This is a genomic window from Streptomyces sp. CA-146814, from assembly GCF_050942385.1.
GTDB lineage: Bacteria > Actinomycetota > Actinomycetes > Streptomycetales > Streptomycetaceae > Streptomyces.
This window is the reverse complement of sequence record NZ_CP192068.1, coordinates 6,457,321-6,482,830: the sequence shown is the minus strand read 5'-3', so window position 1 is coordinate 6,482,830 and position 25,510 is coordinate 6,457,321. Positions and strand designations below refer to the sequence as shown.

Annotated in this window: 18 protein-coding genes; 12 read left to right on the top strand and 6 right to left on the bottom strand. The window is 72.4% G+C overall.

Annotation, left to right across the window (positions count from 1 at the left end; translation table 11 throughout):
* The first annotated feature begins 47 nt into the window (after positions 1–47).
* The 5 genes from ACQP09_RS28905 to ACQP09_RS28885 all read left to right on the top strand — a co-directional run bounded on the left by ACQP09_RS28905 (position 48) and on the right by ACQP09_RS28885 (position 8,255).
* A complete protein-coding gene (locus ACQP09_RS28905; RefSeq protein WP_433404878.1) occupies positions 48–677 on the top strand; it encodes an alpha-ketoglutarate-dependent dioxygenase AlkB in 630 nt (209 codons plus the stop codon).
* A gap of 116 nt (positions 678–793) precedes the next feature.
* Entirely contained in the window at positions 794–3,334 is a 2,541-nt protein-coding gene (locus ACQP09_RS28900; protein ID WP_433404875.1) for a SpoIIE family protein phosphatase, read from the top strand.
* Positions 3,335–3,467: 133 nt separating this feature from the next.
* Complete coding sequence (locus ACQP09_RS28895) at positions 3,468–4,004, top strand: hypothetical protein (RefSeq protein ID WP_433404872.1); 537 nt, start codon at positions 3,468–3,470, stop codon at positions 4,002–4,004.
* Between the two features lie 72 nt (positions 4,005–4,076).
* On the top strand, positions 4,077–6,338 hold the full coding sequence (locus tag ACQP09_RS28890; RefSeq protein ID WP_433404869.1) for a hypothetical protein: 2,262 nt from the start codon (positions 4,077–4,079) through the stop codon (positions 6,336–6,338).
* 375 nt (positions 6,339–6,713) lie between these two features.
* Positions 6,714–8,255: a sugar transferase gene (locus ACQP09_RS28885; protein WP_433404866.1), complete on the top strand. Its 1,542-nt coding sequence runs from the start codon at positions 6,714–6,716 to the stop codon at positions 8,253–8,255.
* A 70-nt stretch (positions 8,256–8,325) separates the two neighbouring features.
* Here the strand turns inward: ACQP09_RS28885 and ACQP09_RS28880 are convergent, their stop codons facing one another.
* Positions 8,326–9,309, bottom strand: a complete 984-nt coding sequence (locus ACQP09_RS28880) for a GDP-L-fucose synthase family protein (protein WP_433404863.1) — start codon at positions 9,307–9,309, stop codon at positions 8,326–8,328.
* A 116-nt stretch (positions 9,310–9,425) separates the two neighbouring features.
* Here ACQP09_RS28880 and gmd point away from each other — a divergent pair, with 116 nt between their 5' ends.
* The 5 genes from gmd to ACQP09_RS28855 are packed head-to-tail and all read left to right on the top strand — an operon-like array spanning position 9,426 to position 17,105.
* Positions 9,426–10,439, top strand: a complete 1,014-nt coding sequence (gmd, locus tag ACQP09_RS28875) for a GDP-mannose 4,6-dehydratase (RefSeq protein ID WP_432150664.1) — start codon at positions 9,426–9,428, stop codon at positions 10,437–10,439.
* Positions 10,436–13,249 carry a DNRLRE domain-containing protein gene (locus tag ACQP09_RS28870; RefSeq protein ID WP_433404860.1) on the top strand — a complete coding sequence of 938 codons (2,814 nt, stop codon included), beginning with the start codon at positions 10,436–10,438 and terminating at the stop codon, positions 13,247–13,249. Before gmd ends, ACQP09_RS28870 begins: the two co-directional genes overlap by 4 nt.
* The gene (locus ACQP09_RS28865; protein WP_433404856.1) at positions 13,246–15,507 is read left to right on the top strand and encodes a LamG-like jellyroll fold domain-containing protein; all 2,262 of its coding nucleotides are present in this window, start codon (positions 13,246–13,248) and stop codon (positions 15,505–15,507) included. The genes ACQP09_RS28870 and ACQP09_RS28865 overlap by 4 nt, the downstream gene beginning before the upstream one ends.
* 3 nt (positions 15,508–15,510) lie before the next feature.
* Complete coding sequence (locus ACQP09_RS28860) at positions 15,511–16,269, top strand: hypothetical protein (protein WP_433404853.1); 759 nt, start codon at positions 15,511–15,513, stop codon at positions 16,267–16,269.
* On the top strand, positions 16,266–17,105 hold the full coding sequence (locus tag ACQP09_RS28855) for a glycosyltransferase family 2 protein (RefSeq protein ID WP_433404850.1): 840 nt from the start codon (positions 16,266–16,268) through the stop codon (positions 17,103–17,105). The genes ACQP09_RS28860 and ACQP09_RS28855 overlap by 4 nt, the downstream gene beginning before the upstream one ends.
* A gap of 22 nt (positions 17,106–17,127) precedes the next feature.
* On the opposite strand, the gene ACQP09_RS28850 is transcribed toward ACQP09_RS28855, so the two are convergent.
* The gene (locus tag ACQP09_RS28850) at positions 17,128–18,291 is read right to left on the bottom strand and encodes a glycosyltransferase (RefSeq protein ID WP_433404847.1); all 1,164 of its coding nucleotides are present in this window, start codon (positions 18,289–18,291) and stop codon (positions 17,128–17,130) included.
* A gap of 106 nt (positions 18,292–18,397) precedes the next feature.
* Here ACQP09_RS28850 and ACQP09_RS28845 point away from each other — a divergent pair, with 106 nt between their 5' ends.
* Positions 18,398–19,969 carry a hypothetical protein gene (locus ACQP09_RS28845; protein ID WP_433404845.1) on the top strand — a complete coding sequence of 524 codons (1,572 nt, stop codon included), beginning with the start codon at positions 18,398–18,400 and terminating at the stop codon, positions 19,967–19,969.
* Here the strand turns inward: ACQP09_RS28845 and ACQP09_RS28840 are convergent.
* The 3 genes from ACQP09_RS28840 to ACQP09_RS28830 are packed head-to-tail and all read right to left on the bottom strand — an operon-like array spanning position 19,938 to position 24,126.
* Positions 19,938–21,185: a hypothetical protein gene (locus ACQP09_RS28840; protein WP_433404842.1), complete on the bottom strand. Its 1,248-nt coding sequence runs from the start codon at positions 21,183–21,185 to the stop codon at positions 19,938–19,940. The two genes, ACQP09_RS28845 and ACQP09_RS28840, sit on opposite strands and share 32 nt — an antisense overlap.
* Positions 21,182–22,867, bottom strand: a complete 1,686-nt coding sequence (locus ACQP09_RS28835; protein ID WP_433404839.1) for a lipopolysaccharide biosynthesis protein — start codon at positions 22,865–22,867, stop codon at positions 21,182–21,184. The genes ACQP09_RS28840 and ACQP09_RS28835 overlap by 4 nt, the downstream gene beginning before the upstream one ends.
* Positions 22,864–24,126: a glycosyltransferase gene (locus tag ACQP09_RS28830; RefSeq protein ID WP_433404836.1), complete on the bottom strand. Its 1,263-nt coding sequence runs from the start codon at positions 24,124–24,126 to the stop codon at positions 22,864–22,866. The genes ACQP09_RS28835 and ACQP09_RS28830 overlap by 4 nt, the downstream gene beginning before the upstream one ends.
* Positions 24,127–24,276: 150 nt before the next feature.
* Between ACQP09_RS28830 and ACQP09_RS28825 the strand changes: the two genes are divergently transcribed.
* A complete protein-coding gene (locus ACQP09_RS28825; protein WP_015612087.1) occupies positions 24,277–24,726 on the top strand; it encodes an adenylyltransferase/cytidyltransferase family protein in 450 nt (149 codons plus the stop codon).
* On the opposite strand, the gene ACQP09_RS28820 is transcribed toward ACQP09_RS28825, so the two are convergent.
* Positions 24,695–25,423, bottom strand: coding sequence for a CDP-alcohol phosphatidyltransferase family protein (locus tag ACQP09_RS28820; RefSeq protein WP_433404833.1), 729 nt, complete (start codon positions 25,421–25,423; stop codon positions 24,695–24,697). The two genes, ACQP09_RS28825 and ACQP09_RS28820, sit on opposite strands and share 32 nt — an antisense overlap.
* Positions 25,424–25,510 lie beyond the last annotated feature (87 nt).

Sequence of the window (25,510 nt, the reverse complement as noted above, 5' to 3'; positions counted from 1 at the left end):
GGAGAACGCTATTCGCACACCCGTACGAATAGCGTTAGGCTCGTGCCATGGCCGTACACCTCCAGTCCTCGCTCTTCGACCAGGGGACCGACATCGCCGTCCGCCCGCTGACCGGGCTGCGCCGCGAGCAGCTCGGCCACGGCGCCTGGATCGACGTACTCCCGCAGTGGCTCCAGGGGGCCGACGCGCTGTTCGAGACGCTGGCGGGCGAGGTGGCCTGGCGGGCGGAGGAGCGGGTGATGTACGAGCGGGTGGTGGCGGTCCCGCGCCTGCTGGCCTTCTTCGGCGGGAGCGACCCGCTGCCGCATCCGGCGCTCGACGCGGCCCGTACGGCGCTGAGCGCGCACTACGGGGCCAAGCTCGGCGAGCCGTTCACCACGGCGGGGCTCTGTTACTACCGGAACGGACGGGACGGGGTCGCCTGGCACGGTGACACGATCGGCCGAGGCTCCACCGAGGACACCATGGTGGCGATCCTCTCGCTCGGAGCACCGCGCCATCTGGCGCTGCGGCCCCGCCGCCCGGGCCCGGTGCCCGTACGCCGGGCGCTCGGCCACGGGGACCTGATCGTCATGGGCGGCAGCTGCCAGCGCACCTGGGAGCACGCGATCCCGAAGACGGCACGGGCGGCGGGTCCGCGCATCAGCGTCCAGTTCCGGCCCGCCGGCGTGCGCTGAGCGCACCGGCGGCCACGTGGATCCGCCCCGATCGGCCGCGGCGCGGGCGTACCGCAGTTGTGCCCGCCGTGGCCAGGGCGGATTCTGAGGACCATGGACCAGGCCGGTGTGGCGCGGTGAGCGCGACCAGAGCGGCGGATGCCGCCGACTTCCGCGGCCCCCTGGACATCGCCAGGGCGGCCACGGTGGTTCTGGACGGCCGGGACACGGTGATCGGGTGGAGCCCGGCCGCGACGGAGCTGCTCGGCTACAGCGCGCGGGAGGCGGTCGGCCGGCCGCTGACCGCGTTCCTGTTGCCGCTGCCCGCGGAGGGGCCAGGGCTGCCCGCCGAGGGGCCCGTCCCGGTGGTCCCGGACACGGCGGGCGCTTCGAACGGCCCCGGTCCGGCCATCCGCACGCCGGACGGCCCCGCCCCGCGTCCCGGCAACGAGATCCGCCTCGCGCGCCACCGCGACGGCCGCGAGCTGCTGGTGGCGACCACCCTGTGCCCGCTCGCCGGAGACGGCGCCGAGGGCCCTCAGGCGCCGGGCCGGGTGCTGGTCGCGGCCGAGCTCGGGGAGCTGCGGCAGTGGGAGTCCCGGCTCGCGCTGCTCCAGGGGCTCGCAACCCAGTCGCCGGTCGGCCTGGCGATCTACGACACCGACCTCCGGCTGACCTGGAGCAACACCGCCTACGAGCGCGAGATCGGCAAGCCGCTCGCCGAGTACCGGGGGATGCGGGCCGACGAGCTGTACTCCGGCGGCCGGTTCGTCACGCCGGGGTATCCGCCGACGCTCGACGCGGTGATGCACCACGTGATCGACACCGGCGAACCCATCCTGGACCTGCACTTCCAGGGCATTCCGCCGAGCGACCCCGGCACCCAGCACCTGTGGTCGTGCTCCTACTACCGGCTGGAGGACTCCGAGGGCCATGTCTTCGGGGTCTGCGAGGACGCCTTCGACATCTCCGACCGCCAGCGCGCCCAGCAGCGGCTGGCCCTGCTGGTGGAGGTCGGCCGCCGGATCGGCACGGTCCTGGACGTGGTCACCACCGCCGAGGAGATCGCCGAGGTGACGGTGCCGGAGTTCGCCGACGTCGTACGGGTCGACATCGCGCGGGTGACGGTGATGAGCGGGGAGCTTCCGGCGACCGGGAGTTCGGCGGCGATGGACCTGCTGCGGGTCGGTGAGCACTCCGTGGACCCGGGGATGGCCGATCCGGGCGAGCCGGTGTATCCGGGCGCTCCGGGAAGCCCGGCCAACCGCTATCCGCCGGTCGCCTATCCGCCGGGTTCGCCGCAGGACCGCTCGCTGGCCTCCGGCGGTCTGGTGCTGGACGACAACACGCTGGTCGTGCCGTTGCGGGTCGGCGGCAGTGTGCTGGGGCTCGTCAGCTTCGTACGGAGTACGCGCCCCGAGGCGTCCGGCCGCATGGTCGCCCACGGTCCGGCCAACACCTTCGACAACGGTGAGGTCGCGCTGGCGGACGAGCTGGCGGCGCGGGCGGCGGTCTGCATCGACAACGCCCGCCGCTTCACCCGCGAGCGCTCCGCGTCCCTCGCCCTCCAGCGCCAGCTGCTGCCGCACCACGTGCCGCCGCAGTCGGCCGTCGAGATCGCGCACCGCTATCTGCCGTCGGACGACGTGACGGGGGTGGGCGGTGACTGGTTCGACGTGATCCCGCTCTCCGGGACGCGGGTCGGCCTGGTGGTCGGGGACGTCGTCGGCCACGGCCTCCAGGCGGCCGCCACCATGGGCCGGCTGCGGACGAGCGTGCGCGCCTTCGCCCAGCTGGACATGGCCCCGGACGAGCTGCTGACCCGGCTGGACGACCTGGTGGGACAGCCGGGCGTACCCCAGGGCCCGTCCTCGGACGCGTACGACGAACTGACCACGGGCGCGACCTGCCTGTACGCCGTCTACGACCCGGTCTCGCGGCAGTGCGTCATGGCCCGGGCCGGGCATCTGCCGCCTGCGGTCGTGCATCCCGACGGCCGTGTCACGTTCCCGGACCTGCCGGCCGGGCCGCCGCTGGGTCTTGGCGGTCTGCCGTTCGAGTCCATGGAGATCGAGCTGCCGGTGGGGAGCCTGCTGGCGCTGTTCACGGACGGTCTGGTGGAGGCCCGCGACCACGACATCGACCAGGGCCTCGCAGCGCTGGGCCGGGTGCTCGCCGATCCGGCGGCCTCGCTGGAGGAGTTGTGCGACCGGGCCGTCTCCGCGCTGGTGCCGGACGCCACGACCGCCGACGACACCGCCCTCCTGCTGGCCAGGACCCGCCGGCTGGACGAGGGCCAGGTCGCCGAGTGGGAGCTGCCGGCGGAAGCGGTGACGGTGGGCCGGGCCCGCGAGCTGGCCACCCGGCAACTCGCCGTCTGGGGCCTGGAGGAGCTGTCCTTCGCCACCGAACTGGTGGTCAGCGAGCTGGTCACCAACGCGGTCCGGTACGGCGGCGGGCCGCTGCGGCTGCGCCTCGTCCGGGACCGGACGCTGCTCTGCGAGGTCGCGGACACCGGCCACACCTCACCGCATCTGCGCCACAGCGCGGAGGACGACGAGGGCGGGCGCGGCCTGTTCATCGTCGCCCAGCTCGTCCAGCGGTGGGGGACGCGCTACACCCCGGCCGGCAAGACCATCTGGACGGAACAGGCCTTTCCGCCGGTCGAGTTCGGCTGAATCCGATCGCTTCGACCGGCCCTCGTGCGCCACTTTGTTGACAACCTCAACATCATTGGACTTAGGTGTGCCTTACCTAAGCCGACTGGGTGTCCGTGGTTCTGGTTCCGATGCCGAGAAAGGTGCTCATCCGATGAGTGCTGTTCCCTCCACCCGTACCGTCGCCCGCACGGGCCTCGCCCTCTTCTCCGCCGCCGCCCTGGCGCTCTCCCTCGCCTCCCCCGCCGCCGCGGCGACCGGGACCCGTACGATCACCGACGGGGGCACGACGTACAACCTGTCGCTGACCGCGCCGAACACGGCGACCGCCACCGGGCAGAACATCACCGTCACCGGCAGCGGGTACAACCCGGGCCAGGGCGTCTACGTCAGCCTCTGCGTGGTGGACGGGGCGCAGGGCGCCAACAAGCCCTCCCCGTGTCTCGGCGGTCAGGACGAGTCCGGTACGACCGGCGCCTCGCACTGGGTCTCCAGCCTCGGCGGCGGCCTCCCCAACACCTCGCCGTTCGGCGCCGGCGGCACCTTCAGCGTGCAGATACACGTCAAGGCCGACCTCGGCGGCGGCAACGTCTGCGGCGACACCGTCGAGTGCGCGGTGGTGACGCGCGCCGACCACACCGACACCAACGACCGGAAGTACGACGTCCACACGCCGATCGACTTCGTGTAGGACACCAGCCATCGGCCCGGTCCCGGCGCTTCCCGCCGGGGCCGGGCTCCCCGCGTTGTGACGAGGAATGACATGACACCCACTCCGGGCACCCCGCAGACCGGCCCCGGCAGACCCCGCAGACCCGGCGCGCGCCGCCTCTCCGCGGCCGCCGTCGCCGCCCTGCTCCTCGCCGCGGTCCCGGCGGGCGCGGCGGTGAGCGCCGACGCCGCCACCCCGAAGAGCGCCACCGGCCCCGAGGGCCAGAAGCTCACCGTCTCGGCCACCACCGGCCTCGACCCGGCGGGCCAGAAGATCCGGGTCACCGGCGAGGGGTACGGGCTGAAGAGCGGCATCTACGTCGCGCTCTGCAAGGACAACGGCGCCAACCGCGTCCCCTCCCCCTGCCTCGGCGGCGCCGACATGAGCGGCGGTTCGAAGAACTCGCAGTGGATCGTTCCTCCGGGCGATCCGTACGAGGGCGAGCTGGCCCTGCCGTTCGGTCCCGGCGGCACGTTCGACGTGGAGATCGAGATCCGGTCCAAGGGCGACGGCCTGGACTGCGCCGACGTGCCGTGCTCCGTCGTCACCCGGGCCGACCACCGGTCGAGCGGCGACCGTACGCAGGACGTGCGGATACCGGTGACCTTCGCGGACCAGGAGCCCGGCGAACCGGGCAGCGAAGGTGTCGACGTACCGGCCGGGACCGTCTCGTACAAGCCGGTCGCCGACTTCACCTCGGCCGGCAAGCCGCTGGACCTGCTCCTGCACCCGGATTCCAAGAAGCTGTACGTCGGCGCGGACAACCTCCCCGACACGGCCGACGTCGACGAGCGCGGGCTGTACGCGCTGAACCCCGAGGACGGGAAGGCGGAGAGCTGGATCAGCGACGCACCCGGCTCGACCGGCGCCCTGCGCGCCTCGGCGGCGGCCCGGATCTCCGGTCCGCTGCCCGGCGACGGCGTGGTCTACAACTACCCGCTGCGCGGCGTCGGGAGCGCCAAGGCGGGCGACGCGGCCGCCTCGGGCGTCTGGCTCGCCGGCTCGACGATCACGGACATCGCTCCCGGTACGGCTCCGGGCACGGTGCTGGTCGCGCAGGGCGCGAAGCTCTCCGAGATCGGGACCGCGACCGGTGCGGCCACCCGGAGCGTCACGCTGCCGGGCGGCAGCCAGTTCGCCGCCGACCACGCGCGGCACACGGTCTGGTTCAGCGATTTCGCCGCCGGGAAGCTGCACCGGGTCGATCTCGTGACCTTCACCGTGACGGACTCCTTCGACCTGCCGGGCGCCGACGGCATGACCGGGTTCACCGAGACCGACCCGGCGAGCGGCGCGGTCTGGGTCGGCGTCAACCGGTCCGTGCTGGTCTTCGACGCCACCGGCAAGCTGGTGAAGACGCTGGTCGGCAAGGACCTGGCCCGGGACGCCGCCTTCGACACGGCGAGCGGGCGCGCCTTCGTCGTCTGGCAGGACGGCGGCGACCTCTCCGACCCGGCCAACGACAACAACGGCACGCTGACGGTGTACGGCACCGAGGACTTCGCTCCGGCCGCCAAGGAGCTGTCGTTGCCCGGCAACCACTCGCAGTCGGGCGCCGCCTCGCTCGCCGTCGAGCCGGGCGGGGCCACGGTCTTCGTGACCAGCCCGGCCGAGGGCAGGATCACCCGGCTCGTCCGGCAGGTCTCACCGCTGGTCACCCAGGCGCCCGCCGACCGCTCGGTGAAGGCCGGCGAGGAGGTGGCCCTCACGGCGCGCGCGGAGGGCACACCGGAGCCTTCGGTCCGCTGGGAGGTGAGCACCGACGGCTCGCAGACCTGGCAGGCGCTCTCCGGGGCCACCGAGCCCGTGCTGACGTTCACCGCGAAGACCGCCCAGGACGGCTACCGCTACCGCGCCGAGTTCCGCAACGACGTCGGCACCACCCGTACGGCCCCGGTCACGCTGACGGTCACGGAGGCGACGGGCGGCGGGGACAACGGCGGCCAGGACGGCGGAGCCACCGGAGGCGACAGCGGCGGTGACGGCGGTGACAGCACCGGCAGCTCCGGAGATACGTCAACTGGCAGCGGCACCAGCGGTGGTGACGGTTCGACAGGCGCCTCCGGCACCGGCGGCGGCGGGTCCGGCTCCTCCGGCGGTTCCACCGGCTCCTCCGGTTCGGCCGTCGGCGGCGCCGGGGCCACGGTCGGTGGCGGCGTCGGCGGCGGATCCGGTACGGAGACCGCGTCCGGCGGGAGCCTCGCGGCGACCGGGGTGACTGTGATCTCGGTAACTCTCCTTGCCGCAGCGCTCCTTGGCGGCGGACTGCTGATCCACCGCCGGGCCAGGAGGCGCACGGCCGGGCTCGTCTGACCCCGTGGGCGCCCCCTACCACCCCAGGGGCACGCCCACGGACCGTGAACCCCCTGGTGGCGCAGGTCGCCGCCAGGGGGTTCACGCTTTCACTCCGGCGTGCGCCGGAGTGAACCGTTCCGCCCACGGATGGCGTCCTGCCCTCTCGACAAGCGCTTGCCGATCTGTTGACCTGTCAACGACCGCCCCCCACAGGCGAGATCAGCCGGTTGCACCGGATCGCGGGAGTCTGGACCGAGCCGTCTGAACTTCACGGGAACTCCAGCGAAATGGCACGTGTGTGGATATCGTGCACCGAGCGAGGGCGCATCCGTCAGTCCATGGGATCGACGGATGCGTCGCGTTTGTGGGGGTGCGACTGTGACTGGGGGGTTCATGGGGCATGTCGAAATACCTGAGACCGACATATCCGGGCCGGTGGGGCTCCGGGGCGCGCCGCGCCCCCGCACCGCCGCCTCCCGGAATCGTACGGCGGCGCTGGAGCAGCTGTGGCGCGCCCCGACGGCGGGGCGCGACCGGACAGGCCGGGCCCCGGTCCGCCGGAGGCCGGTCCACCGGCCGTCGCTCGGCGCGCTGGCCGACCTGCTGGCGCTGACCGGGCCGGCCTGGCTGGTGCTGCACCTGGGCGAGCAGCCGCGACCGTGGCTCGCCGCCACGGTGGCGGGTCTGCTGTGGACCGGACTGCGCGGTGCGCGCGGGCGGTACGCCGACCCGGTGCACGGGGAGCCGGGCGGTGCGTTCGGCGCGCTCGGGGACTGGCTGGTCCTTCTCGGGGTGCTGGCCGTCCTGCACGCGGCGGCCGACGGTTCCGTGGACCCGGCGACGGCCGTCGTGGCCGTGGCGCCGGGGCTGCTGGTGGCCACGGCCGTGGAGGGGCTGCGGAGTGCGCGCAGGGCACAACGGGCGGTGCGCCGCGTGCTGTTGGTGGGTGAGGCGGCGGGCCTGGAGCGCGCGGCCGAGCTGCTGGGCTCCCGTACGGACCACGCCTACCGGCTGGTCGCCGCGATTCCGGTCGGACCGGACCGGCCTTCGCACGAGGGTGTGCCGGTGCCGGGGCGGCTCGCCTCCAGCCCGGCGGACGACGACGTGACGACGGTGCTCGGCGGGGCCTACGCGCACGAGGCGGACCTGGTACTGGTGGCTCCCGGGCCCCAGCTGACCGGTGACCGGCTGCGGCGGCTGGGCTGGGGGCTGCACGACGCGGGCGTGGCCCTGTGCGTGGCCTCCGAACTCTCCGGCATCGCGGCGTCCCGGGTCCGCCCGGTGACGGCGGCCGGGCTCACGCTGCTGCACATCGCGCCGCCGCTGCGCGGGGGCCCGCAGGGGGCGCTCAAGGCCGTACTCGACCGGGGCGGCGCCCTGTTCGGCCTGCTGGTGCTCGCTCCGCTGCTGCTCGCGGTGGCGTTGTGCGTGCGGCTCTCCTCGCGCGGTCCGGTCTTCCACCGGCAGGTCCGGCAAGGGCTCCACAACCAGCCGTTCACCATGTGGAAGTTCCGCACGATGGTGGCGGACGCGGAGGCGCGCAGGGAGCAGCTCGCCGAGGACAACGAGGTCGACGGGCCGCTCTTCAAGATGCGCGAGGACCCGCGGGTGACACCGGTGGGGCGTGCGCTGCGCCGCACCTCGATCGACGAACTGCCGCAGCTGTTCAATGTGTTGCTGGGTCAGATGTCGTTGGTGGGACCGCGGCCTCCGCTGCCGGAGGAGGTCTCCCGGTACGACGAGCGGGAGGGCCGCAGGCTCGCCGTGAAGCCGGGGCTGACCGGGCTGTGGCAGGTCAGCGGGCGCTCGGACCTGTCCTGGCAGGAGACGGTCGCGCTGGACCTCTGGTACGTCGACAACTGGTCGGTGTCCACGGACATGGGGCTCCTGGCCCGTACGGTGCGCGCCGTCACCGACGGCCGCGGGGCCTACTGAGAACGGCGGACGGTCGATGCGAGGAGTTCCGGTGCGCCACCGCGCGCGCTGTGCGCGCGGTGGCGAACGGTCATGCGGTCGGCGCGAGCTGGCCGAGCCACCAGGCGTAGGTGCGGGCGATGCCGTCACGGAGCGGGATCTGTGGCGTGAAGCCGAGGGAGGTCAGGCGGGAGACGTCGAGCAGCTTGCGCGGGGTTCCGTCGGGCTTCGAGGTGTCCCAGCCGATCCGGCCCTGATAACCCGTCACCTCAGCCACCGTCTCGGCGAGTTCGCGGATGGTGAGGTCCTCGCCGCAGCCGATGTTGACCGGCGCGTCACCGTCGTACGCCTCCAGCAGGCGCACGCAGGCGGCGGCCAGGTCGTCGACGTGGAGGAACTCGCGGCGCGGCGAGCCGGAGCCCCAGAGGGTGATCTCCTCGGCGCCGTCGCGCTGGGCCTCGTGGAAGCGGCGGATCAGCGCGGGCAGGACGTGCGAGGTCTCCAGGTCGAAGTTGTCACCGGGCCCGTAGAGATTGGTGGGCATGGCGCTGATGTAGGAGGCGCCGTACTGCCGGCGGTAGGACTGGGTCTGGACGATGCCGGCGATCTTGGCCAGCGCGTACGCCTCGTTGGTGGGCTCCAGCTCGCCGGTGAGCAGCGACTCCTCGCGGATCGGCTGCGGGGCGAGGCGGGGGTAGATGCAGGACGAGCCGAGGAAGAGCAGCCGCCCGGTGCCCGCCGCGTGCGCTCCGGCGATCACGCTGAGCTGGATGCGCAGGTTGTCCTCCAGGAACTGCACCGGATAGGTGCTGTTGGCCATGATCCCGCCCACCTTGGCGGCGGCCAGCACCACGGCGTCCGGCCGGATGTCCCGCAGATACGTCTCGGTCCGCGCGGCGTCGCGCAGGTCGAGGAGGTCGCGGCCGCGGGTGAGGACCTCGTGGCCGTCGTCGGCGAGACGGCGGGCCACCGCCGAGCCGACCAGTCCGCGGTGGCCCGCGACGAATATGCGGGAGCCCGGGCGCAGTAGGGGGCGGGCGGATTCCTGGGGTGGGACGGGGAGTTCGGTCGTCATGGCTCGGATTGTGCCAGCAGTAACGGACTGTGGCGATGTTTTGCCGCAGAACGCTCCAATTCCGATATGTCGGTGAGATGTTCGTCGAACGGACGGACAGCAGAGAAGGGGGAATCGTGGCGAAGACCGCGCTCATCACGGGAGTGACCGGCCAGGACGGCTCGTACCTGGCGGAGTTGCTGCTCGACAAGGGGTACACGGTCCACGGCCTGATACGCCGCTCGTCGAGCTTCAACACCGAGCGGATCGACCACATCTACCAGGGTCCCGAGGAGCCGGAGCGCTCCTTCGTCCTGCACCACGCGGACCTGAGCGACGGTGTGGCGCTGGTGAACCTGTTGCGCGACATCCAGCCCGACGAGGTGTACAACCTCGGTGCCCAGTCCCATGTGCGGGTCTCCTTCGACGCCCCGCTCTACACCGGTGACGTCACCGGCCTCGGCACGATCCGGCTGCTGGAGGCGGTCCGGGCGAGCGGTATCGAGACGCGGATCTACCAGGCCTCGTCCTCCGAGATGTTCGGCGCGAGCCCGCCGCCGCAGAACGAGAAGACCCCGTTCCACCCGCGCAGCCCGTACAGCGTGGCGAAGGTCTACTCGTACTGGGCGACGGTCAACTACCGCGAGGCGTACGGCATGTTCGCCGTCAACGGGATCCTCTTCAACCACGAGTCGCCGCGCCGCGGTGAGACCTTCGTGACCCGGAAGATCACCCGTGGGGTGGCCCGGATCAAGGCCGGGCTCCAGGACCGGCTGCACCTGGGCAACCTGGACGCGGTACGGGACTGGGGGTACGCGCCGGAGTACGTGGACGCCATGTGGCGGATGCTCCAGTGCGACACCCCGGACGACTACGTGGTGGCGACCGGCGAGGGCGTCAGCGTCCGGCAGTTCCTGGAGTTCGCCTTCGAGCACGCGGGCCTCGACTGGGCCGAGCATGTGCGGTACGACCCCAAGTACGAACGCCCCAGCGAGGTCGACGCGTTGATCGGTGACGCGTCCAAGGCGGAGGAGCTGCTGGGCTGGAAGCCCGAGGTCAAGTCCCGCGAGCTGGCCCGGATCATGGTCGACGCGGACATCCGCCTGCTCTCGGACCAGCTGACCGGGGCCGCTGTTCGGGTGGACAGATGAGGGGGCCGGGGCGCCGGGAGCGTACCGGGGTCCGGGCTTCGCTCCGCAGGCGCGGCGGCGTCCTCACCGCCGTGCTCGCGCTGGCCGCCGGAGTGCTCGCCCCGGTGGCCGCCGCGCCGCCGGCGGCCGCGCTGACCGCTCCGGTCGGCTTCACCGCCGACCATCTGCCGACCTACCAGACCAACGGGATCGTGTGGTCGCTGGCGGAGGCGAAAGGCGTCGTCTACGCGGGCGGCACGTTCTCCTCCGTCCGCCCGGCCGGTACGCCCTCCGGCGGCGCCTCCACGCCCGCCGTCAACTTCGCGGCGTTCAACGCGGCGACCGGGGCTCCGGCGGGCTGCTCGCTCTCCTTCACGCGGAGCAGCGGCACCGCCACCGTGCGGGCGCTCGCCGTCTCACCGGACAGGTCGACGCTGTACGTGGGGGGTTACTTCAACGCGGTCAACGGAAGCAGCGCCAACGGGCTGGTCGCCGTCGACACCACCACCTGCACACGGCGGGCGGGGTTCTCGCCGAACTTCTCGGCGACGGTCCGCGCGCTGGACGTGGCGGCGAACGGCACGGTCTACGCGGGCGGCGACTTCCAGTCGGTGAACGGCCAGACCCGGCGCTCCTTCGCGGCGCTGACCCCGGCGGGCGCGGTCACCGCGTGGAACCCGGACGCGAACGCCCCGGGGCGGACGCTGCGGGTGACGCCGGACGGGCAGTCGGTGCTGATCGGCGGTGACTTCTTCACCGTGGGCGGCGCCGACTCCCATGCGATCGCGGTGACCGGTGCGGCCACCGGCTCCCTCACCCGGGGCTATCCGAACAACTTCATCCCGTCCACCGCCGTCATCAAGGACATCGTCACCGACTCCGCCTCCGGCGGCTGGTACGCGGCCGGTGAGGGCCGGGGCGGCGGCTCCTTCGACGGCCGGCTCGCGATGGAGCTGGACGGCTTCGGCCAGCGCTGGCGGGACACCTGCCAGGGTGCGACCCAGGCGCTGCGGGTGTACAAGTCGGTGCTCTACGCGGCGAGCCATGTGCACGACTGCTCGACGATGGGCGGATTCCCCAACCAGGCGCGCAAGCACCTCACCGCGCAGGGCGTCGACGATCCGGCGCTGCTGGGGTGGCTGCCGGACACGAACGACGGGATCGGCGAGCCGGTCGGGCCGCGCGCGCTGACCGTCTCCACCCGCGACGGCCGTGACTTCCTCTGGGTGGGCGGGGAGTTCACCACGGTCAACCGGGTGGCGCAGCAGGCGCTGACCCGGTTCGCCAACACGCCGGACACCGGCGCGCCGAGCCTGCCGGCCGCCAGTGTGTCGGCTCCGCGCGCGGGTGAGGTGCGGGTGAGCTGGCGGGCCTCGCTGGACCTGGACGACAGCCTGCTGACGTACCGGGTGTACCGCAACGGCGGTTCGACGCCGGTGCACACCACGACCGGCTCGTCGCTCTTCTTCAGTCGGCCGCAACTCACCTTCACCGACCGCAATGTGACGGCGGGCCAGTCCTACTCCTACCGGATCACGGCGACCGACGGCGCCGGCAACACCAGCGCCCTCTCCCCCGCCGTCTCCGTGACCGCCGCCTCCGCCGCCTCGCCGTACCAGGAGCGGGTGCTGGCCGACGGGGCCGATCTGTACTGGCGGTACGACGAGCCCGGCGGAGCGTTCGCGGCGGACGCGTCGGACAGCCGGAACGGCGGCGTGTACGCGAACACGCCCACGTACCGGGCCACACCGTCGGCCGTCGCCGGTTCGGCCGCGCTCTCGCTCAACGGCAGCGACGAGTACGTGTACAGCGACCGGCTGCACCGCTACACCTCGCCCACCCCGTACTCCATCGAGACCTGGTTCCGTACGACGTCGACGAACGGCGGCCGGATCGTCGGGTTCGGCAACCGCATCGGCACGGCACAAGGCCATACGAGCTCCGTCTCCGACAAGCTGCTCTACCTGACGGACAACGGGCGGCTCGCCTTCGGCGTCCAGGTCGGCAGCACCAGCAGCCGCCCCACCCTGACCAGTGCGGCGAGGTTCAACGACGGGCGGTGGCACCACGCCGTCGCCACGCAGGGGCCCGGCGGCATGGCGCTGTACGTGGACGGGGTGCGGGTCGCCGCCAACACGACCGCCGGGAACCGCTCGTACAACGGGTACTGGCGGGTCGGCGGTGACGCGATGAACGACGCCTGGCCGAACCGGCCGTCCTCCACCTACTTCGCCGGCCAGGTCGACGAGACGGCGGTCTACCCCACGGCACTGACCGCCGCCCAGGTCGCCGCCCACCACCAGCTGGCCCAGGCACCCGCTCCGCCCGGCGACACCACGGTGAGCCTCCAGGCCGATGAGGACGCGTACGTCAACGGGGTGGCGGCCAACACGAACTACAACGACCAGCAGCTGGCCTCCCGGGGCTTCACGCCCTACCTGAGCTATCTGCGCTTCACCCTGCCCGCCGCCCCGGCCGGGCAGGTCCTCAAGGGAGCCCGGCTCCAGTTCCGTACGTCGTCGGATCCGACGGCGGGCTCCACCGACAGCCACACCGTGGTGCCGGTCACCGGCGCCTGGACCGAGTCGGCGGTCACCTACAACTCCCGGCCGGCGCTCTCCGCGTCCGTGCTGGGGAGCATCACCGGCGCAACCGCCGTCTCCACCGAGCATTCGGTGGAGCTCACCGCGCCGGCACTGGGCGGGGCCCTCGGCTCCGCCTACTCACTCGCCCTGACCAGCAGCGGGACGGACAGTCTGCGCATCTGGTCGAGCGAGGCAGGATCGGCGGCCTCCAGGCCGCAGCTCGTTCTCACCTTCGGAGCTGAATGATGAACGGAAGTACGGGGCAAAGATTCGGAGGGCGCGGCCGTCTGCGGGCCGCTTCCGCCGCTCTCTGCCTGCTGACCGGAGCCCTGACCGCCACGGCGGCCGGGGGTTCACCGGCAGCCGCACTGACCCCGCCGGTGGCCCTCACCGCGGACGACCTCTCCACCTGGCAGACCAACGGCATCGTCTGGGCGATGGCGGCCGGCAACGGCGTGGTCTACGCGGGCGGCACCTTCTCCACCCTGCGGCCGCCCAAGGCCGCGCCCGGCACGAGTGAACAGCCCGCGGTGAACTTCGCCGCCTTCGATGCGGCGACCGGGGCGCCCACCGACTGCTCGCTGTCGTTCACGGTCTCCTCCGGGACCGCGACCGTCCGCTCGCTGGCGCTCTCCCCGGACGGGCAGACGCTGTACGCGGGAGGCCAGTTCGGAGCGGTGAACGGGGTCGGGGTCAGCAACATCGCGGCGATCGACACCGCGACCTGCACCGTCCGCGACAACTTCAAGATCGGTGTCTCGGCCACCGTGCGGGGACTCGCCGTCACCTCCGACACGGTCTATCTGGCCGGAGACTTCGCCACCGTCGGCGGACAGACGAGGAGCCGTTTCGCGGCCGTCTCCACGGCCGGGGCCTCGCTCCTGCCGTTCACGGCCAACGCGGACAAGGTGGCCCGCGCGATCGAGGTGACCCCGGACGGCCAGAACGTGCTGCTCGGTGGGGACTTCCTCAAGATCAACGGCACCGACACGCACGCACTGGCCGTGGTCGACGCCACCACCGGACAGCTCACCAAGAGCTACCCGGGCTTCATCCACGAGAAGTCCACCGTCCAGGACATCACCACCGACGCCACCGGCTTCTACACCGCCAACGAGGGCAGCGGCGGCGGAGTGTTCGACGGCCGGATCGCGCTGAACCTGAGCAACTTCCAGCAGCGCTGGCGTGACACCTGCCTCGGCGCCACCCAGTCCGTGGAGGTCTACTCCGGGGTCCTCTACAGCGGCAGCCACGCCCACGACTGCGCCTCCATGGGCGGCTTCCCGGACCAGCCGCGCAAGCACCTGCTGGCCCAGTCGGTCGACGACCCGAAGCTGCTGCCGTGGTTCCCGGACACCAACGACGGCATCGGCGAGCCGGTCGGTCCGCGGGTGATGACCCAGACGGGCAGCGGCGACCGCCACTACCTCTGGGTCGGCGGCGAGTTCACCACCGTCAACAGCGCCCCGCAGCAGGGGCTGACCCGGTTCGCGAACGGACCGGACACCGGGGCACCGTGGGTGCCCAACGTCAGCCTGTCCACGCTGAATCCGGGGACGGTCGAGGTGAACTGGCAGACCAGCTTCGACACCGACGACGGTGAGCTGACCTACCGGATCTACAAGGACGGGTCCAACACCCCGATCCACACCACGACCGGCTTCTCGGTCTTCTGGAGCCGGCCGCAGCTGAGCTGGACCGACACCGACGTGGTGGCGGGCCAGACCTACTCGTACCGGATCACCGCGAGCGACGGCACCAACACCAGCGCCAAGTCCCCCGCCCAGTCCGCCACCGTGGCGACCGCGACCGAGGCGTACCCGGCCCGGGTCAAGGCCGACGGAGCCACGCTCTACTGGCGCTACGACGAGGCCAGTGCCACCTTCGCCCACGACAGCAGCGGCAACCTCAACAACGGCTTCCTGCGCAACGCACCGGCCTACCGGCAGACCCCGGCGGCCGTCGCGGGACCGTCCACCGCGATCGGGCTCAACGGCACCGACGAGTACGCCTACAGCAACCGTCTCCAGCCGGCGCCCGGGCGGTTCACCCTGGAGACCTGGATCAAGACCACCACCACCCGCGGTGGGAAGATCATCGGCTTCGGGAACATCACCCAGCAGAACAGCACCCGGGACGACAAGCACATCTACATGCGCGACGACGGGCGGCTCGTGTTCGGCGTCTACAGCAGTGGCAACCGGACGGTCACCACGTCGGCCGCGTACAACGACGGCCAGTGGCACCACGTCGTCGCGACCCAGGGCCCGCTGGGCCAGGGGATGTCGCTCTACGTCGACGGACAGCTCCGCGCGTCGAACATCCTGATCTCCAACAACGAGACCACCCCGGGGTACTGGCGGGTCGGCGGGGACGACCTGTTCGGCTGGCCGAACCGTCCCACCAGCAACTTCTTCGCCGGTCAGATCGACGAGACCGCCGTCTACCCGACCGCGCTGACCGGCTCCCAGGTCAGCGCCCACTACGCACTGAGGAATAGCTGATCCATGCGGAATCCGTTCCTGGCCGGCGCCGCCGTCGTGATGACGGTGGCGGCGCTGGCCGCCTGCGGCTCGTCCGCGGACGGGAACGGGCCGGAGGCCGCGGGCGCCCAGCGCCCCGCGGCCTCCGGGCCCGCCGTCCCCGGCCCCATCGCCGCCACGTCCACACCGCCCGCCACGCCCACGGCTCCTGGGGCGCCCACCGCGCCCGCCGTCGAGGAGCCGGCGGTCCCCGGGCCGTCCGCGCCCGCCGCGACCGCCGAGGGCCCGAAGACCCCGTCCGACGAGATCACCCCGGCCACCGGGACCTTCACCAAGAAGCAGAAGGAGTACCTGGAGGACCGGGTGCCGCAGGGCATGGACCCGGCCGCCGTGCTCCAGACGGGCCAGGAGACCTGCGACAAGCTGAGCTACCTGGTCGAGGTCGACCGGGACACCGCCGTGGGCGCGATCGCCACCGAGGAGATCCGCGACGCACCGGCCGCGGTGGCGGGGCTCTGCCCCCAGCACCAGGACCTGGTCGACGAGGCCGCGTACGCCTACGCCGACGGCGGCCACACCGGCAGGACGCTGCGGCCCGGCGTCTACCGATCCGCCTCGCCCACCATGAACTGCTCCTGGCACATCGAAGGAGCGGGCGGCAAGGAGCTGGCCTCCGGCACCTCCGACACCGGCAAATCCCGGAAGATCACGATTCCGGAGTCCGCCCGTACGTTCACCTCCACAGGCTGCTACGCCTGGCTGGCCGAAGGAGCCAAGGGATGACCGCTGGTACGACCAAGCTGCCGATAGCCGTCGCGATCCCCACGAAGAACGAGGGCCTCAACATCGCCGAGGCGGTGAAGTCGGTGCTCGGCCACTTCGAGGCGGTCGTCGTGGTGGACTCGCACAGCACCGACGACACGGTGAAGATCGCCGAGGAGTGCGGGGCCGAGGTGGTCACGTACACCTGGGACGGGGGCCATCCGCGGAAGAAGCAGTGGTGCCTGGAGAACGTCCGCACCGACCTGGACTGGATCCTGCTGCTCGACGGCGACGAGCGGCTCAGCCCGGGGCTGCTGGCCGAGCTGCGGGAGACCTTCCGCGATCCGTCGGCGCCGAAGCCCGCCGCGTACGACATCCCGCTCGGGTACTGGTTCTCCGGCAAGCGGCTGCGGCACGGATACACCATCCGCAAGCGGTCGTTGACCGACCGCACCCGCTCCTTCTACCCGGAGGTCGGCGACCTGGACGCGCCGGGCATCGGCGAGGTGGAGGGCCACTACCAGCCGGTCGCGGCGACGGTGGGGACGCTGACCCATCCGATCGAGCACCAGGATCTCGACCCGGTCACCGCCTGGTTCGAGCGCCACAACCGGTACTCGGACTGGGAGGCGTGGCTGGAGCACCACCCCCAGGTGAAGGAGCAGGTGCGCCAGGTCAAGTCACGTCAGGGGCAGCTGTTCCACAAGGCGCCGTTCAAGCCGGTGGTGTCGTTCGCGTACATGTACCTCTACCGGCGCGGCTTCCTGGACGGCCGCGCCGGGTTCGACTTCGCGCTGGCGATGAGCTTCTACCGCTGGCAGATCGCGCTGAAGTCCCGCGAGAAGCCCGTACGTTGACCGATCGGCCGGGCTCGCCCGCTCACCCTCGCCTCCGGCGGACCACGTCCTCGTAGGTCCGCCGGAGGGTGGCGGTGACGGCCTCGATGGTGAACTGGTCGTTGACCAGCTCCCAGGCGGCCTTGCCGGCCTGCTCGGCGGCCTCCGGCTCCAGCAGCTCCAGGATCGCGTCGGCGACCTTGCGGGCGTTGGCCGCGTCCTCGCCGACCCGGCTGTCGATGACCCGGCCCGATCCGGCCTGCGCGACATCGGGGGCCTGGCCGCAGGTGCGGGTGATGACGACCGGGGTGCCGACCGACATCGCCTCCAGCACGGAGACCGGGAACGGCTCCTCGATCGCGGGCAGCACATAGACATCGGCCTCGCGGTCGGCGGCGAGCACCTCGTCGTGCTCCAGCGGGCCCCGGTGGTCGAGCGAGCCGGTCACGCCCAGCTTCTCGGCGAGCGCCAGGGTTTCGGCCAGCGCGCCGGTGTCCGGGCCGGCCAGCACGAAGCGGGCGTCCGGGTGGCGGGCGAGGACGTGCGGCATCGCGGAGACGAAGTCCTCGGGCCGCTTGCGCTCCTGGATCCGGGCGAGGTAGAGGATGGTCGGCGGGCGGCCGGGTTCGCGGGCGGGCTTGCGCTCCTGCGGGCGCACGCCGTTGACCAGCCGGACGGTACGGGTGAGCGGGACGGGTGCGGCGACGGCGTTCACGTCGACGCGCTCCATCTCGGTGAGGTGCAGCACGGCGTCGGCCTCGCGCAGCACCTTGCGGACGCCGAGGACGTCGGTGAGCTGGGCGACCTTCTTCTCGGTGGGGTCGATCATGCCGTGGGTCTGGACGACCAGGGGGGTGCGGGTCGCGAGCGCGAGGAGCGCGGCGGGCAGGGTCACCAGGTCCCGCATCAGATGGACGTGGACGAGGTCGGCGCCGCGCATCATGCGGCGTGCGGTGCGCAGCAGCGCGGCGGAGGTGATGCCGCTGACCTCGAACATCGGGAGCAGGTGCCGGGCCTGGAAGAGGTGGACCGGAACTCCTTCGACCTGGCTGGGGAGTTCGCCGCCGGGGAAGCCGTCGCCGAGCGCCATGACGCGGGCGTCGTCGCCGTGGGCCCGCTGGACCTTGGACAGGTTGAACGCCACCCGGGTCGGACCGCCGAAGGCATGGTCCGGGGTATGGAGCGTGACAACATGCAGGATTTTCACCAGAGTTCCCCTCAACTGCGGTCAATGATTCACAGAGTAGTCATCGCACCTCCCTCAAGTGGGGCGATTCGTTAGAGTGTTCAGCGGTTCACTGAACGGGGGGCGCATGACGTCGGTGCACACGTCGGCGCACTCGTCGGCAGACGGACCGGCCGCCGGGAAGGCCGTCGACGCGGCCGGGCCGCGGCCGGAGCGGCCCAGGCCCATGGGCGGCCCTCCGGAGCCGCCCGAGCGGACGATCGCCTGGTCGATGCTGTCGCGGGCGGTGTCCGTGCCGCTCATCCTGGGGCTGGTCTGCTTCCTGCCCGCGGTGATCGCGGCGCAGCCCGGCAGCGGGGTCCGGGACACGGCGTACTGGCTCCAGCTGGTGCTGACCTGCTATGCGGGGGCCCGGCTGGCGACGACGATCCTCTCCACCCAACGGCGGCTGCTCCAGGGCGTCTTCTGGATGTTCGTGTACATCGCGATGGGCGTGGCGCCGTTCGCGCAGGTGGTGATCGGGCAGACGCCGACGCCGATGGTGGGGCCGCGCCAGGACCTGGTCACGGCCATCGCGATGGTGCTGGTCGGGTGTGCGGCGTACGACCTGGGGGCGCTGCTGGCCTCGCGGCGGCCGATGCGCCGTCGTACGCCTTCCGCACGAGGCTCGGGCGGCGGTCCGGCGCTGGCGCATCCGGTGCGGCTGCGGCTGCTGGTGGTGCTGGCGTTCGCGGCGAGCGCGTTCTACGTGCTGAAGCTGGGCGGGCCCGCGGTCTTCTTCTCCAGCCGGCAGGAGATCACCGAGTCCGTCGCGGCGAGCGGGGTCGTCACGGAGGGCTCCAATGTGGGCTCGGCGTTCGTCAAGGGCTTCGGCCAGGTCCCGGCGCTGCTGGCGCTGCTCTTCTACACGCGCCGCCTGGCCACCTCCTACCGGGCCCGGCGCACGCCGTCGACGGTGCTGGTGTGGGTGGCCCTGATCGCGCTGAACCTGGTGGTCAACAACCCTATCTCCAACGCCCGTTACTGGTTCCTGACCGTGATGATGGCGTTCGTCTTCACCGCGTTCCCGAGCAGTGCCGCGATCTACCGCACGGTGCTGACGACCGGAGTGGTGGGGGCCCTGGTGGTGTTCCCGTACGCGGACAAGTTCCGGTACGACGACCAGGCCAGCCAGCGTACCGCGCAGTCGGCCTCGGTCTTCGAGCCGCTGGTGACCAAGGACTACGACCAGATGGTGATGTTCGCCAACACCATCTCGTGGGTCGACACCCGCGGCCACACCTACGGCCGTCAACTGACCGGCTGTGCACTGTTCTTCGTGCCGCGCGCGGTGTGGAGCGGGAAGCCGGAGGACACCGGGGTCCGGGTCGGGCAGTGGATGGGGCTGCGGATGACCAACCTCTCGGCGCCGGTGTGGACCGAGTTCTGGGTCGACTTCGGCGCGACCGGCATGATCGGCGGCCTCGCCCTGATCGGTTACGCGTCGTCCCGCACCGACCGGCGCTATGCCCTGGCCGTCACCCGTGCGGGTCCCGGCCCGGGGAGCGTGCTGGCCGTCGCCGCGCCGCTGCTCGCCGGCTACACCTTCATCCTGCTGCGCGGCCCACTGCTCCAGGCGGCGGGGAAGCTGGCCATCGCCGCGCTCTGTCTGCTGGCGATCAGCACCTTCATGGAGCGGCGGGCAGGGCGTCGGCGCTGAGGTCGTGGCCGGGTTCCGGGGTACGGCGGCGGCGCAGCCGGGCAACCCTGATCCAGGTGGCGGCGGCCTTGCAGAGCGAGCCGAGGAAGAGCCCCCAGGCGGCTCCGAGGACGCCGCCGACGACGTAACCGCCGGCGAGGAACGCCACGGTGGTGAGCGAGAAGACGACCTGGATGGCGAGTGTGGTGCGCGGGTCGAGCATCCGCAGGGCCAGCAGCCCGCAGGTGCCGACGGCCATCGCCGCGTACTGGCTGCCGGTGGCAGGCAGCAGTCCGGCCGCCACCGACCAGGTGTCGCCGAGGAGTTGGCGTCCGGCGCTGTCCGGGAGCAGGGCCAGGACGGTGGCCCAGAGGCCGGCGACGGCGGCGAGGACGGCGGCGAGCGCGGCGGTGGCCCGGACGCGGCTCCGCTCGTCGGTGATGCGGCCGAGCAGCGGCGGGCCGAAGGAGGTGGCGGAGGTGAACAGCACGTTGAGCGGGCCGAACAGGGTGGTGGCACCGCGCAGGGCGCCGACCAGGAGCGGGTTGCCGACGGCGCCGAGGCCGAGGACGGAGAGCTGGCTGGTCGCGTTGCCGACGCCGAACTCGACGGTGAACCGCTGCCCGAGGTACCCGCGCCGGAGCATCGGCCGCACCACGAGCGGGGCTCCGGCGGTGGCGCGGTGGAGCAGCGCGGCGGAGAGCAGCAGCGCGGGCAGCGCGGAGAGGCCCCAGAGTCCGATCAGGCGCGCCGGGGACGCACCGTACACCTGGGTCCCGAGCGCCCCGAGGACGCACGCGAGCCGCAACAGGTCGGAGAGCAGGGCGAGATGGGGCTGCTGGAGGGTGGAGAAGGCGTACCGGACGGCGTCCTGGCCGAGCACCACCGGCAGGACCAGGCCCAGCATCAGCAACGCCCGTGCGGTGTCGCCGGGGACGAGGAGGCAGCCGGCGGCCAGGAGCGCGCCGAGCGCGGCGGCGGCGAGCACGGTGAAGGCGACGGCGGAGCGGCAGGCGCCGCGGGTCTCCTCGCCGCCGCCGCGCTTGAGGACCAGCGGCTGTCCGGTGTACGCGCCCGAGACGCCGAGCAGCACCGTGAAGACCAGGTAGACGGCGGAGAAGCGGGCGAAGTCGGCGACGGTGGAGAGCCGGGCGGCGGCGACCAGCACCAGGATGTTGGTGAGCGCCGCGACGCCTTGGTCCGCGACCGAGCAGAGGACGGCGGTGCGGGCTCTCACCGCCGCGCCGTCGGCAGGGTCAGGGAACGCAGGCCGAGGGTCTCGGTGGGGTCGCCGGTGATCTCGGGCCCGTCCGGCCCGGCGCCGGGGGTGGGCCCGTCTCCGCTGCTGCGGCGCCGGACGGACTTCGGGCGGCGCTCGGAGCGGCTGAGGCGCCGCCGGCCCGGGTGGAGCAGGGCGCCGAGGACGGAGCCGCCGGAGGCGCTGATGATCTCGCGGATACGCTCCAGGTCGCTGCGGTGCACCTCGCGCGGGTCGCAGACGATCATCACGCCCTCCACCCGGTCCACCAGCGCGACCGCGTCCGCGTAGGAGAGGACGGGCGGGGCGAGGACGATGACGACGCTGCCGGGGCGGTCGGCCTCGGCGACGATCCGGCCGACCGGGGTGGAGGTGAGGGCGCGCGGCACGTTGTCGACGGTCTCCCCGGGGATCAGGGCGAAGGCGCCGGAGCCGGGGACGTCCACGTTGGAGCGGCCGCCGGTGGGCCAGCTGCCGTCGCCCTCCTCGGCCGCCCAGCGCGGCGGGCGGACCTCGTGCGCGGCGGATCCGAGTGCGCGGGCGAGGGAGGGCGTACGGAGGTCGGCCTCGACCAGGAGGACGTCCCGGCCCATCTCGGCGAAGGCGGCGGCCAGGTTGGCGGCGGCCGCCGCGGCCTCCTCGTTGTCGCCGCGCGGGGCGGTGACCAGCAGGCGGCGGCTCTCGGCGAAGGACGGGTCGTAGGCGAGCCGGAAGGCGACCGCGCGGTACTCCTCGGCGAGCCGGGAGCCGCTGCGGCCGATCGCCAGCACCGCACCGGCGGCTCCGCGTTCGCGGGGCAGGGTGCCGAGCAGCGGGCCGCCGAGCGAGCGCACCAGCTCGCGGGTGGAGCGTACGGCGGGGTCGAAGACGAGCCGCACCCAGGAGAGCAGCAGCCCCAGCGCCAGGCCGACGACACCGCCGAGGCCGAGGAGCAGCGGCAGGCCGGCGCCGGTGGGTTCGGTGGGGGCGACGGGCTTCTTGTTGAGGTAGCCGGGGGTGGTGTCCAGGGCCTTGAGCTCGGAGATCTTCCGGCTGAGCTCGGAGATGGAGACGATGATGTTGGCCCGGGCGCTGGTGACGTCGTCGGCCGCGCCGGTGCTGGTCTCCTCCAGCTGGTCGCGCTTCTCCTCCAGCGGTTTGAGCTGCGCCCGGTAGCCGCTCGCCATGTTCTCGATGGACTCCTCGGTGCGCGCCTTGCGGTGGGCCAGATAGGCGTTGGCGAGGGCTTCGGCGCGGGCCCGGGACTGCTCGGGGGTGGCGCCGGTGTAGGCGAAGCGGAGGGTGAGGGTGTTGGGCGGGTTGGTGACCTGGAGTCCGGCGAGCAGATCGCGGGCGGCGACGTCGTCGCCCTTCTTGAGCAGGGTGCCGGCGGCCAGGGTGCCGACGGTGTCGCTGACGGCGGTCTGGCGCTCGGAGCCGATGTTGATGCCCTTGTCGGCGGTGGCGCCGCTGGCGAAGGGGTCGGAGATGGCGGAGCGGACCAGCACCTCGCCGGTGGCGGTGTAGGTGTCCTCGCCGCTGAGGGCGAGGTAGCCGCCGCCGAGCAGGCCGATGGCGACGCCGACCGCCAGCAGGGCGCGGTAGCGCAGGAGTTGGCGGAACTGGTCGCGCAACAGCGCCGGTTCGTCCTGGTCGTCCAGGACACGGTTCACGGGGGTCATCGGCTCTCGCTCCCTGGTCCGTCCTGCAAGGCCTCGGTGAGCAGGTCGTCGAAGCGGGCGAGCCCCGCCTCCCGGCTCAGATGGCGTGCCACGTACGCCGGGCCCTCGGCGCCGAGGGCGTCGGCGGCGGCCGGGTCGGCGGCCAGCTTCCGCAACGCCTCCAGAAGCGCGGCCGGGTCCTCCGGGGCGACGAGCACGCCGGCGCCGGAGCGGCGCACCTCGTCGGCGGTGCCGCCCTCGTCGGCGACGGAGGCGACGACCGGGCGGCCGGAGGTGAAGTACGAGGTGAGCTTGGACGGCACGCTCATGTCGAGGACGGAGGCCCGCTGGGTGACCGCGAGGACATCGGCGGCCGCCAGGACGTCGGTGAACTCCCCGGCCCCGGCGGGCTCCAGGAAGTCCACGTTGGGCAGGCCCTCGGCGCGGGCGCGCAGGGCGTCGCGCTGGTTGCCGTCGCCCATCAGGACGACGCGGACGTCGGGCGCGAGGCGGGCGGTGTCCACGAGGACTTCCAGGCCCTGCTTGAGGCCCATGTTGCCGGAGTGGAGGAGGACCGGGGTGGCCGGGTCCCAGCCGAGCCGGGCGCGGGTGGCGGCGCGGTCGGCGGTGGGGCCGTCCACATGGGTCCAGTTGGGGACGATCCGGATGCGGCCGGGGTCGACACCGAGAGCGGTGACGCCGGGGACGAAGCTCTCGTGGATGACGCCGACGAGGACCGCGCCGCTCAGCGCGTACCGCTCGGCCGCCGCGGCCACCTTGGCCGCCCTGCCGCCGCCCCGTATGCCGCTCTGCGCGGCGGCCGCGCCCATCAGGTCCTGGACGACGGGGACGTACGGGACGCGGTGGCGGTGGGCGAGACGGGCGCCGATGACGCCGCCGGCGAGGCTGGGCATCTGCGCGATCACGGCGTCCGGCCGGCCCGGCGGCGGCGCGAACAGTCCGGTGGCGAGGACGGAGGCCTCGAACGCCGCTCTGCGCACAGCGGTCTGACGGGACGGCACGTAGTGTCTGCGCCGGTGCACGCCGACGCCGCCGCGTATCTCGACCGTCCGCCACACGCTCCGGTACGCCTCGTCCAGCTGCCAGGACGGATAGTGCGGCATCCCGGTGAGCGCCCGCACCCGGGCGCCGGACCCCGCCCAGTGCTGGGCGAGTTGCGTGGCGTACGGGCCGATGCCCGTGACCTCTGGTGCGTAGTTCGTCGAGACCACCAGAAGGCGGCGGTTCAGAAACGGCCTGTGCCGTTCGACATCGGACATCGGACGATCGCCTTCCCCCCACAACAGCCGCCGCTCCCTGCGGGAACGGCCCCCGTCGAGCTTATCCGTTCACGGCCTGCACAAGTGTTCTTCACAGTAAGGTCGTTGGCACATCACCGGATCAGATCGACCGTGGGGGGAGAGATACGGATGGTGCAGCACAGGGTGGGGTACGCCCCCGGGGTGTACGACCTGTTCCATGTGGGACACCTCAACATCCTGCGGCATGCCCGCAGTCAGTGCGACTACCTGGTCGCGGGGGTCGTCTCGGACGAGATGGCCGCCCTCGCCAAGGGTCACACGCCCGTCATTCCGCTGCGTGAACGGCTGGAGATCGTCCGCAGTGTGCGGTTCGTCGACGCCGCGTTCGTGGAGACCGTGCCGGACAAGGTCGAGACCTGGCAGCAGGTCCGGTTCGACGTGATCTTCAAGGGCGACGACTGGCGCGGCACGGAGAAGGGGAAGAAGCTGGAGCGCGACTTCGCCGAGGTCGGCGTGGAGGTCGTCTACTTCCCGTACACCGTGCACACGTCCAGCACCCAGCTGCGCCGGGCGCTGGACGTGCTCGTCAGCCGGGACGGAGCGCTCTCAGCTCCCTGAACCATTTGGCGAGGAAGGCCGCCAGGAAGAGCGTGTGGACCACCGCGAGCACGGCGTACCCGGCCCGGAAGGCGCCGGGTGCGCCGAGCAGCAGGAAGACCAGGCAGAAGACTCCGTAGTCGGCGGGCAACAGCGCGACCGCCCGCACCTGTGAAACGGGAGCGGCCGCCTGGGCCACCGGCGCTTCGGCCACCGCCGCCTTGCCGAGCTTTTCGCGCAGCAGTCCGGCGCAGAAGGTGACCACGGCGGCCAGTTGGAAGCCGAGCGGCAGCAACAGCCACGCGTCGGAAGATAGTTCGCCGAAGCGGTAGAAGGAGATCAGCACGGCGGTGTGGACGAGGACCAGCTTGCCGCAGTCCACGACGTGGTCCAGCCACTCACCGTCGGGCCCGCCCCGGCCGGTGAGCCGGGCGAGCTGGCCGTCGGCGGAGTCGAAGGCGAATCCGATCGCGAGCGCCGCGTAGACCAGCAGCGCCAGTGTCCAGGACGGCTCCACGAGCGCGACCGCCGCGAGCGCGACGTAGGTGAACAGTGCACTGACCAGTGTCACTTGATTGGGCGTCAGTCCGGCCCGGTACGCGCCCGCCGCGAGCACCCGCCCGGCCGGGCGGTTCACGTACCGCGAGTAGAGCGAGACGCCCTTGGCGCTCTTCTGTGCGCCGCGCAGTTCGCGCAGCACCGTGCCCGTGCTTCCCATACGCCCCCCCAGCGTCCGGCATTGCCCGCATCATGGCATGCGGACACCGGGGCCGGGGTGCGATTGGCCGGGCCGGAACAGTTCCGT

What these genes read in the sequence shown, in the direction of transcription:
- ACQP09_RS28905 (WP_433404878.1), top strand. Translation starts at nt 48, where the DNA reads ATGGCCGTACACCTCCAGTCCTCGCTCTTCGACCAGGGGACCGACATC.
- ACQP09_RS28895 (WP_433404872.1), top strand. Translation starts at nt 3,468, where the DNA reads ATGAGTGCTGTTCCCTCCACCCGTACCGTCGCCCGCACGGGCCTCGCC.
- ACQP09_RS28890 (WP_433404869.1), top strand. Translation starts at nt 4,077, where the DNA reads ATGACACCCACTCCGGGCACCCCGCAGACCGGCCCCGGCAGACCCCGC.
- ACQP09_RS28885 (WP_433404866.1), top strand. Translation starts at nt 6,714, where the DNA reads ATGGGGCATGTCGAAATACCTGAGACCGACATATCCGGGCCGGTGGGG.
- ACQP09_RS28880 (WP_433404863.1), bottom strand. Translation starts at nt 9,309, where the DNA reads ATGACGACCGAACTCCCCGTCCCACCCCAGGAATCCGCCCGCCCCCTA.
- ACQP09_RS28870 (WP_433404860.1), top strand. Translation starts at nt 10,436, where the DNA reads ATGAGGGGGCCGGGGCGCCGGGAGCGTACCGGGGTCCGGGCTTCGCTC.
- ACQP09_RS28865 (WP_433404856.1), top strand. Translation starts at nt 13,246, where the DNA reads ATGATGAACGGAAGTACGGGGCAAAGATTCGGAGGGCGCGGCCGTCTG.
- ACQP09_RS28860 (WP_433404853.1), top strand. Translation starts at nt 15,511, where the DNA reads ATGCGGAATCCGTTCCTGGCCGGCGCCGCCGTCGTGATGACGGTGGCG.
- ACQP09_RS28855 (WP_433404850.1), top strand. Translation starts at nt 16,266, where the DNA reads ATGACCGCTGGTACGACCAAGCTGCCGATAGCCGTCGCGATCCCCACG.
- ACQP09_RS28845 (WP_433404845.1), top strand. Translation starts at nt 18,398, where the DNA reads ATGACGTCGGTGCACACGTCGGCGCACTCGTCGGCAGACGGACCGGCC.
- ACQP09_RS28835 (WP_433404839.1), bottom strand. Translation starts at nt 22,867, where the DNA reads ATGACCCCCGTGAACCGTGTCCTGGACGACCAGGACGAACCGGCGCTG.
- ACQP09_RS28830 (WP_433404836.1), bottom strand. Translation starts at nt 24,126, where the DNA reads ATGTCCGATGTCGAACGGCACAGGCCGTTTCTGAACCGCCGCCTTCTG.
- ACQP09_RS28825 (WP_015612087.1), top strand. Translation starts at nt 24,277, where the DNA reads ATGGTGCAGCACAGGGTGGGGTACGCCCCCGGGGTGTACGACCTGTTC.
- ACQP09_RS28820 (WP_433404833.1), bottom strand. Translation starts at nt 25,423, where the DNA reads ATGGGAAGCACGGGCACGGTGCTGCGCGAACTGCGCGGCGCACAGAAG.